General features: G+C 59.0%; 11 protein-coding genes and 3 pseudogenes. 7 read left to right on the top strand and 7 right to left on the bottom strand.

Translation table 11 applies throughout. From position 1 onward, the window contains the following. The first annotated feature begins 191 nt into the window (after positions 1 to 191). Together I6F17_RS37110 and I6F17_RS37105 are read left to right on the top strand one after the other, a co-directional pair. Complete coding sequence (locus I6F17_RS37110) at positions 192 to 680, top strand: tyrosine-type recombinase/integrase (protein WP_225132206.1); 489 nt, start codon at positions 192 to 194, stop codon at positions 678 to 680. A 102-nt stretch (positions 681 to 782) separates the two neighbouring features. Next, on the top strand, positions 783 to 1,169 hold the full coding sequence (locus tag I6F17_RS37105; RefSeq protein ID WP_225132205.1) for a hypothetical protein: 387 nt from the start codon (positions 783 to 785) through the stop codon (positions 1,167 to 1,169). Positions 1,170 to 1,183: 14 nt separating this feature from the next. Here the strand turns inward: I6F17_RS37105 and I6F17_RS37100 are convergent, their stop codons facing one another. The 3 genes from I6F17_RS37100 to I6F17_RS37090 form a co-directional block, all read right to left on the bottom strand. Further along, positions 1,184 to 1,675: a hypothetical protein gene (locus tag I6F17_RS37100; RefSeq protein WP_146207646.1), complete on the bottom strand. Its 492-nt coding sequence runs from the start codon at positions 1,673 to 1,675 to the stop codon at positions 1,184 to 1,186. 124 nt (positions 1,676 to 1,799) lie between these two features. Next, complete coding sequence (locus I6F17_RS37095; RefSeq protein WP_109141619.1) at positions 1,800 to 2,039, bottom strand: hypothetical protein; 240 nt, start codon at positions 2,037 to 2,039, stop codon at positions 1,800 to 1,802. 428 nt (positions 2,040 to 2,467) lie between these two features. Beyond that, complete coding sequence (locus tag I6F17_RS37090; protein WP_225132204.1) at positions 2,468 to 2,734, bottom strand: hypothetical protein; 267 nt, start codon at positions 2,732 to 2,734, stop codon at positions 2,468 to 2,470. A 719-nt stretch (positions 2,735 to 3,453) separates the two neighbouring features. On the opposite strand from I6F17_RS37090, the pseudogene I6F17_RS37085 reads away from it, so the two are divergent. Further along, a pseudogene (locus I6F17_RS37085) lies at positions 3,454 to 3,947 on the top strand (helix-turn-helix domain-containing protein); the annotation flags it as partial. Positions 3,948 to 3,989: 42 nt separating this feature from the next. Here I6F17_RS37085 and I6F17_RS37080 read toward each other — a convergent pair. Then, positions 3,990 to 4,650: pseudogene (locus I6F17_RS37080) on the bottom strand (IS6 family transposase). Between the two features lie 263 nt (positions 4,651 to 4,913). Next, positions 4,914 to 5,723 carry a tyrosine-type recombinase/integrase gene (locus I6F17_RS37075; RefSeq protein WP_225132203.1) on the bottom strand — a complete coding sequence of 270 codons (810 nt, stop codon included), beginning with the start codon at positions 5,721 to 5,723 and terminating at the stop codon, positions 4,914 to 4,916. Between the two features lie 144 nt (positions 5,724 to 5,867). Here I6F17_RS37075 and I6F17_RS37070 point away from each other — a divergent pair. Next, positions 5,868 to 5,990 (top strand): annotated as a pseudogene (locus I6F17_RS37070) (IS256 family transposase); the annotation flags it as partial. Positions 5,991 to 6,235: 245 nt separating this feature from the next. Here the strand turns inward: I6F17_RS37070 and I6F17_RS37065 are convergent. Both I6F17_RS37065 and I6F17_RS37060 read right to left on the bottom strand, forming a co-directional pair. After that, complete coding sequence (locus I6F17_RS37065) at positions 6,236 to 6,553, bottom strand: hypothetical protein (protein ID WP_225132202.1); 318 nt, start codon at positions 6,551 to 6,553, stop codon at positions 6,236 to 6,238. A gap of 495 nt (positions 6,554 to 7,048) precedes the next feature. Continuing rightward, on the bottom strand, positions 7,049 to 7,537 hold the full coding sequence (locus I6F17_RS37060; RefSeq protein ID WP_225132201.1) for a hypothetical protein: 489 nt from the start codon (positions 7,535 to 7,537) through the stop codon (positions 7,049 to 7,051). Positions 7,538 to 8,196: 659 nt separating this feature from the next. Between I6F17_RS37060 and I6F17_RS37055 the strand changes: the two genes are divergently transcribed. The 3 genes from I6F17_RS37055 to tnpB form a co-directional block, all read left to right on the top strand. Continuing rightward, positions 8,197 to 8,529, top strand: a complete 333-nt coding sequence (locus I6F17_RS37055) for a hypothetical protein (RefSeq protein ID WP_225132200.1) — start codon at positions 8,197 to 8,199, stop codon at positions 8,527 to 8,529. A gap of 22 nt (positions 8,530 to 8,551) precedes the next feature. After that, positions 8,552 to 8,953 (top strand): transposase, encoded by a 402-nt coding sequence (locus I6F17_RS37050; RefSeq protein ID WP_225132199.1) that lies wholly within the window; start codon positions 8,552 to 8,554, stop codon positions 8,951 to 8,953. Further along, positions 8,950 to 9,191, top strand: a 242-nt coding sequence (gene tnpB, locus I6F17_RS37045; RefSeq protein WP_225190479.1) for an IS66 family insertion sequence element accessory protein TnpB, incomplete at its 3' end; no start/stop codon positions are given. The genes I6F17_RS37050 and tnpB, both read left to right, overlap by 4 nt.

Below are 9,191 nucleotides of genomic sequence, written 5' to 3'. Positions count from 1 at the left end.
GGCCTTGGTGACGTCAAGTTCCTCGCCGCCGCTACGCTTTGGACTGGACTATTCGACTTCCCGATTCTGTTGCTTGCCGCAAGCGTCGCGGCGCTGTTCGTCGTACTCTGCCTCCATATGGTCGGGCCTTTCTCCGTTACCTCCACCATCGGGGGCTGAACGCGCGCTCGTTGGCGGATTGCGTTCCATCGATGCGCCGATGGAAGCTCGCAACTCTGCCGACCTATCTGCCTGCTGCTCAGGTGCGGAAGGCTCTCGACGGTTGCGACCGAGAGACGGTGATGGGACGGCGCGACTACGCCATTCTGTTGTTGCTGGCCAAGCTCGGCCTGCGAGCCGACGAGGTTGCGACGCTCACCGTCGACGATATCGACTGGCGCGCCAGCGAGATACTCGTTCGCGCCAAGGGCCGACAGCGTGCACGAATGCCGATACCGCCAGACATTGGCGCGGCTATCGTTGCATATCTGCGCAATGGCCGCCCAAAGTCGTCGTGCCGACGGCTGTTCGTCCGCACACTCGCGCCACACGTCGGCTTTGCTTCCGGATGCGCGATCACCATGATCGCCGAGGCCGCTCTCGATCGAGTTGGAATCGAAGGTTGCGCCCACCGCGGCACCCATATCTTCCGACATAGTCTCGCTACCGATGACCTTGCCCCAAGTTTTATCCGGTCCTGAGTTCGCCCCGGCTGTTTGATTTGCCCGGTTGGGCGGTGGTAGCGACGGGAGCTGGCGCGGAGCCCTCGGCATTCTTACAAATCGCTGGCGACCGCGCTGGGCGTGCCCGAAATTCTGTCCAGCATTTTGCTAGGCCACGCCGTGCCCGGCATCAGCGGGCGCTACATCGGCGAATTGGCCGTGCTGCGGTCGGTGGAGCTACGCGAGGCGCAAGAATCCATCTCGCGCCGGGTGTTCGAATTGCTCGGGCTCAAACTTACTCGGGATGCGAAACGTCCAAGAAAGGCGAGGGGCCGCATAATGAGCCGGAACACACCACGTACCACGGGCAAGCCGCAGGCCCTACGGGCCTGCGGAAAGCCGGACGTGCTCCGCACATCCGGAAAGTCGCACGGGATACGGATTGCCGATAGCGTGCTCGCGCTGGTCGCGACGTTCCGACAACTCCTGAAGGTGATGCAGCGCGTACGCTACACGCGCGAAGATTAGAAACGCTTATCGCATCATTGTTCAAAGATGCCGAGATCGTAGCAAGCCCAAGCCCGGGTTCTAACGCCGGGAACAGCCTTGCTCGCGGCTGCCGCCATTCCGGCAACTTTGCAGTCAGACATCGTCGCCATGTAGCCCTCAAGGATCGTTATTTTACCGTCCTCTTGCGAAACGTAGGCAATCACACCTAGTGCGCCCGTTAAACCCTGTTCGCGCGTAGTATCGTGGCAGACATAGGACGCGGAGCGGCTGGGCTTCGCGGTCGCGGCTTCTATCGCTAGCTCACCAATCCTTCGACACTCATCTAAAGTCTTTGATGGCCGAGCAGCGATGTTGACGGTGGCTAAAATGCTGAGGTGCGTCGAAGCGACAATGAGGATGAGCGGTGACATGTCGGCTGACCTCGTAATTCCGTTGAAACCATCAAGCGATCGGAGATTGATGGGGCCGGCCATCGCGCTGGCCTTGCGTTTCTGGCCGATCTCTTTGCCTTCATCCCAGTCCAACCACTTGGGTCTTCTCTGTCGGATCGCACGTACAGCCGCCATGCTGCGCAAGCCACCTTAACGAGCGATACGGCTGCCTCTGCAATGAGAATGGTGTGACTTCCGGAGGCTGGGTGGATGCTCATTAGCGCTTGTCCTCATGTGCCGCGTCGGAGATGATCCTAAGCAGTCTAAAGAGCGTAGGCGGATGTTTGCGGATGAGTTCTGTGCTCGTCAGTACGAACTCGTCAGGGCCTCCGCGCTCACGGATCGTCTCGCGAAGTGCGGCGAGCTTGTCTGGATCGGCAGAGCGAATAGCGGCCTCGAATGCGGGGACGAATTTGAGCCTGTTCATTGCAACAGCTTCCGCCTCTTCACGGGTCATGGTATGACCTTACGGCTTTTCGCGCGAAAAACGCGCGGGCGGCTGGAGGAACCACCCGCGCGAGTTGCGCCAACAAAGAGGCTTGGCTATCTCATGGGGGTTGCGTGAAGTATGAGGAGCCAAGCCGAAGCGTCTCTCAGCAACTCGGGTGCCATTCACAAAGCAGCGCGTAGCGCTATGAAAAAGCGTGCGGGCGGCTGCTGACGACCGCCCGCACGAGTTACGATGCGTAGACTTGGCCCTCACTCAATCAATAAGCGACCAAGCAATCATGGTTCAGCAATCAGCGTGCCAGGCGGCCATATTGCGGAGACAAGCAAACGGCGCGCTTTCATAGCTTGTGCAGATTGACTGCTCGTGCGAGCGGCGGCTTCCGAACGACAATGTCATGAACTCGACGCAACTGATCAAGATCGGACGTGGAGCGCTTAGTGACGACGATGGCGCGAGATGATCGGATCGAACTCCCCATCGTGTATAACGAGAAGCTCGCCGGGCTTCACGCCAAGTCTTAGCAATTGCTCCTCCTCGATGGGGCAGCTGAGGATTGCGGCCTTCGCGCCGCTGTCTTTTACGGTCAGCTTCACTGCTTCCGCCGGGTCAGCGGCAGCAACGACGTAAGTTATGTGCCTGAATTCTTCGTCATCGTCGCCGTCTTCCTTGAAGACAGCGACCGTCACCAACCAACCATCCATCTTGCTGTGCTCCCGTAAGTTGTCAGCTATGAGCTGCTGAGCCTTGCAAATCCGGACCCATCGAACGATCTTGAGGTCAGCTGGCGTCCGTAGCATTCCGGGAGCCCTTCCCTCCGCGCCGCACATTGAGCTAGGCTCCCAACCTCATGAGGAGCGGACGTGTGACGAGTGAGAAGAGGATCAGGGTCGAAGGACGGCCTTCTGTGCTGTCGCGGCTTCGCCGGGTGCAGGCATGGCGCCGGAAGCGGGCTCCAGCGCCTTCTATCTGATCCCTACATCGCGGAAACCTATCCGGGGCGGTATAGTCCATCAAGGCCGCACAGCACTACACGGCCGTCTCTATCCGCGCGGAAGCCATCTTGAAGGGCCTGATCCCGCGCTAGGTCGGAAAGCCTGCATGTGAATCTCGTAAGGGCGTCCTTGCCCTTTGAACGGGCTGAACGCTACATCGGCCCCGGGCCTTATTGCATAAGCATGGCGATCGCTATGATCGCGAGGAAGCCTAGTCCCATCAAAATGACGCATACAACGTACGCTAGGTCGCTGCGCATTACCCAGCTCCAAGCCTCCTAAAGGACATCGAAACGTGCGGGCGACTGCCGCCGCTGACGGACCGCCCGCACGGTCCCATAGGACGAGGCTTGGTGCTCAGGAGGGTCGTTCAAAAGCGACCAAGCTCTGAAACCTGACACAGCAATCCAAGCCCTACACCTACTTATATGCGTAGGTGCCGGTCGCGTTTTCCGGACGCGAGTTCACGCTCGGCCATTCGAAAGCGACGATCACTGCGATCTGGACGGGCGCCGTTACCGTCCCCGGGACGGCCGTCAATTGCGGGGCGATTTGAACTTCAACGATTCTGGTTGGGGATTGCACAGGGAACGACCAGCGAGGATGCTGCGCTAACAGCTGGTATGTCGCAGCCTGTGGGAACCAGATTGTTCCGAAAGGCAGGCGGAATGCCACCGGCGACGTTCAGATCTTCAGCCAAGCCGCCGTCCGGGCGGTATCTGTCTTTTGCAGAACGCGAGGAGATCGTACTCTTCGCGTTCAGGGCCTCTCGAGGGGTGAGATCGGGCGCCGTCTTGGTCGATCTGCCTCGACCATCTCGCGTGAGTTACGACGCAACGCCGCGACGCGCAGCGGCGGCTTGGAGTATCGTGCATCGACAGCCCAATGGCACGCCGAGCGATCGGCCCGTCGGCCCAAACCCACCGAGCTTGCACTCAACACAACCTTGCGCGGCATCGTCAACTTAATCGACCGCCGAGCCGAAGGAGACGATTCTCAGAGGTCGAGAGTCGGCGATAGCGCTTGTCATGGAGATCTCGCGCCAAGTCGCAAAGGCGCGCTCGCGCGAAGCACGACGGAAGTCGGCGGTGACGGCTCCGGGATAGGGGATCTGGAAAAGGTTCGCGACCTGATCGTGAACTGACAGAAACCGTTGAGCCTGACGGGACGATTTGAAACGCTTCATGATCCGCTCGCGTCGCCGCGTCGGCTGATGAGAATTCTCGGCCCGATTGTTGAGAGCTTTGTGCTGGCGATGTTCGACATAAAAGCCCATCTTCGCCCTCGCAGCGCCGTACGAACGGAGCTTGTCCGTGATCATCACGCGCGGCGGCGTGCCGGCGGATTTCAAGAGCTTCTTCATGAGCCGCTGCTCAGCGCGCGAGTCTCTTCGGCGCTGGACCAAGACGTCGAGAACGAAGCCATTCTGGTCGACAGCGCGCCAGAGCCAATGTTGTTCGCCCGCGATCGAGATAACGACTTCGTCCAGATGCCATTTGTCACCGCGGGCGGGAGCGCGCTGGCGGATCCGATCGGAGAACGGCTTGCCGAATTCCCGTCCCCACTGGCGCACGGCTTCATAAGGTCACGCCAATGCCATGCGCCGCCAGCACTTCCTCGACCATGCGCAAGCTTAAGGGAAACCGGAAATTCTACCAAACGGCATAGCTGATCACTTCCGGCGGGAAGCGATGGCGGTAATAAGGAGGATCCTTGGCAGTCCGCACGTCGCTCGTATACCCCTTGCGCCGCTCCAGTTCGTCGAACTTGACGGCACCCCCGGACCCCCTACCAGGACGAGGAGGCGACAGCATGCTTTGCGTGTAGCACAAATTCTTGCAATCTGCGTTGCCACAGCATAGGGAGCAAATAATGGCACTGAAAGATGTTATTGGCGAATATGCTTTTGTATCCAAGGTAGATGTATCAGACTTGGATGCCAGCGTGGCGTTCTATGGAAAGAAGCTCGGCTTAATTCCAGACGAAAAGTACCACACGTCGACATGGCGGCAATTCCGTGTGCTTCCACGTGTTGCGGCTTGGCAAGCCGAGCGCGGCGGCGGGCGGCGCGGCAGGCCGCCTGGACGCAGCGGACGCTGACATGTTCACTTGGGTCTTGGCCTGGAAATAGCCACAGCCCCGGTCGGGCTCGTATCCAGTATGTACGCAGAATCTCCAACAGTCGCGGAGAAAGCATCGCGTAACGATCCCTGCCGCCCTTGCCGTTCTCGATGTGGATCAACATTCGTTTGCTGTCGATCGAGCTCACCTTCAGGCGGACGACTTCACTGGCCCGTAAGCCAGCCGCATAAGCCGTCGCCAGCACGATGCGATTGCGCACCCCTGTAACCGCGTCCAGGAAGCGCTCGATCTCTTCGGCACTAAGCACGAGCGGGAGCTTGTCGGGCTTCTGGCCACCGATGATCCACTCGAATGCCTCCGTCTGCCCGAGTGTGACACCGTAGAAGAACCGCAGCGCGCAGGCCACCTGATTGATGTGGGACCACGAACGCTTTTGACCGATGAGATGCAGTTGGTAGGCGCGGACCTGCTCGAAACTCAACCGGTCCGGGGCGTAGCCGAAATGGCGGCTAAGCTTTGCGATCGCATAGATATAGGATTGTTGAGTCGACGGCGACAGATTGCGGACCGTCATGTCCTCCATCATGCGCTGCCGAAGAGGGCTCATCGTAGCCATCTGGATCTCCTGTCTTGAGAGGGGTGGTGCGAAGACCAACATCCTCTCAGACAGGACACCTCAGTTCACCAGGCTTGCTCCCACTCCCGCGTAGCGGGTTCGTTCAATGCTGGGCGACATCGAGCGGAATCCGCATGCTGGAAGACCGGGCGCCGTGTCGTCTTCGCCTTCATCGTCACCGAGTTCGATGCAGAAGCTGCAACGGCGCAGTTTGGCAAGGTCGCCGATCAGCTCCGTCCCAAACTCGAAGCGGCGATGATCCCTGAGCGCGCTCTCGCGCATCCGTAGCTGAGCAAAGGCGTCAAACGAACGGCGCCTTCGAGAGCTATCGCACGCTCGATCCCGTGGCCCTGCTGGCGGAGATGAGGGACGCCAAGACCGAGCTCGGCACGCGTATCGGCGGCCGGCCGCCCCTTGCTTGCTGCCAACGGAGGGAGAGGCTAATGCGATAAGAAATAATGATATCTTGTCGATACGGGCTTAGTCGTATCGCACGATCATTTTCATTTCATTCACGACGCATCCTCGGTTCTCGAATTAGAGCCGGGTTCATAGGCATTCGCTTTTGCGGAAAATGCTACCCCCTGCGCCGAAAATGTTACTGTCGGCTGCAATCGATTTGGTTCGGCTTGATACCCCGGAACTGTCCACGCAAGGCTGTGACTGTGATTAGTTTTGACGGGGTCTTCGTTGGCCCACCACGCATCATATTCATACGCTGATTTCGGGAGGGACCGACCGATAAGCATCTCGATGTCGGCAAATGTCATCTTGAGCGAGGCAGAGCTGTTTGCGACCAGCTTGTCTCTCAAAGGGTTATAGATCGCCATCGGGCTCCCCCATCCAACGATCTCATATTATATAGCCAATCCGGACTTTTCGTCACCAATTGCGGATTTTGTCCGATATTTGTCGGTTTTCGTTCGCAGCGGCACTGATGCCGCCGCGACATCATGTCGAGCAGCAACCGCGTCTGCGCCGAAGGCAGGCGCCACCTTTTACGGCCCTGAACATCGGCCTGAGCGGCTCTCGAGCAAAGAAGCTACCGAAACGATATAGCCTATCCGGAGACTTTCGTTCATCTCGATGTGTTAGGCCCGCTGGCATTGGCGTATGTTCGAAGAAAAGCGCGAAGCCGTGCCTGCCGTTGAGATGCCGGTTTCGGCTTTTGCGCTACAGCGTCGCAAGTGGGCCACCGGTCGGGTGGAGATATCCTCCGGTGGCCCCTGTGTCATGCTTTTAAGCGGTTAGCTGGCCTCTATGGATCCGACAGGTGCATGCAGACGCACGCCCCGCAGCACAGGGGAATTGCGGCTTTATCAGAATTAAGCAGCGCCTCGATGAGGCGACCCAAGCCCAGCAACAGGAACGCTGGTGCTTGAAATGGCCCTCAGGCCTCGGAGCTTCTCGGCGGCGCTCCAACTACTGAGAGCCTCATGTGTTAGATACGTCGCGGTCAATTCATTCCAGGATCTCAAGACCTGATTCCAGCTCTCTTTTCGGGCGGGCAAGAGCTCAAGCATCCTTTGCGCCTTGCGGGCAGCGGCAAACCTCCCGTCGCGCGTAGCGTCTTTCAGAATTTTCCGCACCAACACTTCGGTTCGCTTCCATCCGGCGCCCGTCGCTCTATCCTCGGCCAAGGAAGCGAAGTACACTCGAAAGGTCAGGGCACGTTCGGCGGCGATGTCCGATGCCAAGCTTGGCTCGTTCAACCATCGGTAAAGAGACTCGAGCCGCTCCGAGTCGCCGAGCGTGAAAGTGTCATCATCCCCGAAAACCAAGAATGTCGCGAAACCGGCGATCTCAAGTTGCATGACCAAATCTTGTGAGTCCAGCCAACGGGTGATTGCTTCTAGTGGGGACATAGCTTTGTTCTCCTGTGGGGTTGATCGCGATTCGGCCCGGAGAATACTGCGCGGGTCAACTACAAGAATTTGTAGGTAACGGAAATCAAGAGCTGTCAGGAGTGCCGTCGCTATGGTGTTTCTGCATTGAACGGAGGGATTTCCGAAGGGCGGCTGAGCAGCGCTACCCCGCCCAGACGACTTGCAAATTCCGAGCCTCGTTACTCCAAGAGGCGCTTGTTCGATTGGAGAAGATTCGGCGGCTTGCGATATCCGTTGGAACATCAAGGACGAGCCCAAGGCCTACCAGCCTGAAGGAATTGACGCTCTGAAGCACTGTCGCTAGGGCAAGGTTGTAATCTTTGAGGCGATCAGCGAGCATGACGGATGTGCGGATTGACACTTCGCGGTGGGAGCGCGAGTACGGGAAGAAGCCAAGCGGGCGCCGCTATTGGCGCTTCCGGATCATATCGCCCAGTATTGCAGTCAAAGACTATGAAGTAAGAACGGAGATCCCAATGACGTTCCCCAGGGCGTGCAGGGGAGCAATAGAGAGGGCGCGGCAACGCGGTTCGGCTCAAATCGTGCTGCTACCGTGAGGGACCCTGACGAGTTGGACGATCGAGCGCATGTTTTACCGCAAGGCGCGCCGACGTGAGGTATTTGTCGGCCCTCGCATCAGTGCGGGCGGCGGTCAGGCGTGGATCGAACAAGGCGAACTTCAAGCCAGCTTCGAAGATTCGTTCGCACATGTGACGCGCGAAGTGGATCTCGAAGAGTACCAAGCGCGCGTTGCCGCTTCACGCAAGATGTCGTTGATCATGCCGCTTCTGGGCGCGCGAACGCGTCGAACGGAGCCGACGTTTCGCGCGGCCTTCAAGCTCGTTGTCTTCACTCGCTTAGAGCGTACGCCTCCGTTGACGGCCGCCTTGTTTGACGGAGGCGAGCGCTGCAGGTCCTAGGGGTAATCCTAGGAGAAGCGCTATGACGATTTCGCGGGCAGAGGTGATCACATCGGTCGAGCGGCGGCGGCGGTGGTCGCGAGATGAGAAGGAACGACTAGTTGCAGCATCGCTCGAGCCCGGAGCCACTGTTTCCGAGGTGGCTCGCATGGCCGGCCTTCATGTGAGCCAGCTGTTCAGGTGGCGCAAAGAGTTTTGCAAGCGCGGTGAGACGAGTATAGCTCCGTTCGTGCCAGTCGAGATCGGACCGTCTGTGCCGCCGCGGGACTTGACCGAAGTGCCGTTGACGACGGCGCCGGCGCGTCGACGGAGGAGCCAAGGCATCATCGAGATTGATCTCGGTAGCGGACACCGCATCCGGGTCGATGGCGAGGTTGATGGAGACGCGCTGCGTCGCGTTGTCGATGCCCTGGTGCGCCGATGATCCCGGTTCCGACCGGCGCGCGAGTGTGGCTCGCGACAGGCTACACCGATATGCGCAGAGGCTTTCCGTCGTTGGCACTCCAGGTGCAGGAGGTGCTGCACAAAGACCCGGTCAACGGTCATCTGTTCGTCTTCCGTGGTCGCCGCAGCGATCTTGTGAAGATGATCTGGCACGATGGCCAGGGAGCATGCCTGTTTACCAAAAGACTTGAGAGAGGAAGGTTCATCTGGCCATCGGT

Origin of the sequence: Bradyrhizobium sp. NBAIM18, assembly GCF_020193825.1 — a bacterium.
Lineage (GTDB): Bacteria > Pseudomonadota > Alphaproteobacteria > Rhizobiales > Xanthobacteraceae > Bradyrhizobium > Bradyrhizobium yuanmingense.
This window is presented reverse-complemented; position numbering and strand designations above follow the sequence as displayed.

Coding starts and splice junctions, on each gene's coding strand:
- I6F17_RS37110 (WP_225132206.1), top strand. CDS start 192: ATGCGCCGATGGAAGCTCGCAACTCTGCCGACCTATCTGCCTGCTGCT.
- I6F17_RS37095 (WP_109141619.1), bottom strand. CDS start 2,039: ATGACCCGTGAAGAGGCGGAAGCTGTTGCAATGAACAGGCTCAAATTC.
- I6F17_RS37090 (WP_225132204.1), bottom strand. CDS start 2,734: ATGGATGGTTGGTTGGTGACGGTCGCTGTCTTCAAGGAAGACGGCGAC.
- I6F17_RS37075 (WP_225132203.1), bottom strand. CDS start 5,723: ATGGCTACGATGAGCCCTCTTCGGCAGCGCATGATGGAGGACATGACG.
- I6F17_RS37065 (WP_225132202.1), bottom strand. CDS start 6,553: ATGGCGATCTATAACCCTTTGAGAGACAAGCTGGTCGCAAACAGCTCT.
- I6F17_RS37060 (WP_225132201.1), bottom strand. CDS start 7,537: ATGCAACTTGAGATCGCCGGTTTCGCGACATTCTTGGTTTTCGGGGAT.
- I6F17_RS37055 (WP_225132200.1), top strand. CDS start 8,197: ATGTTTTACCGCAAGGCGCGCCGACGTGAGGTATTTGTCGGCCCTCGC.
- I6F17_RS37050 (WP_225132199.1), top strand. CDS start 8,552: ATGACGATTTCGCGGGCAGAGGTGATCACATCGGTCGAGCGGCGGCGG.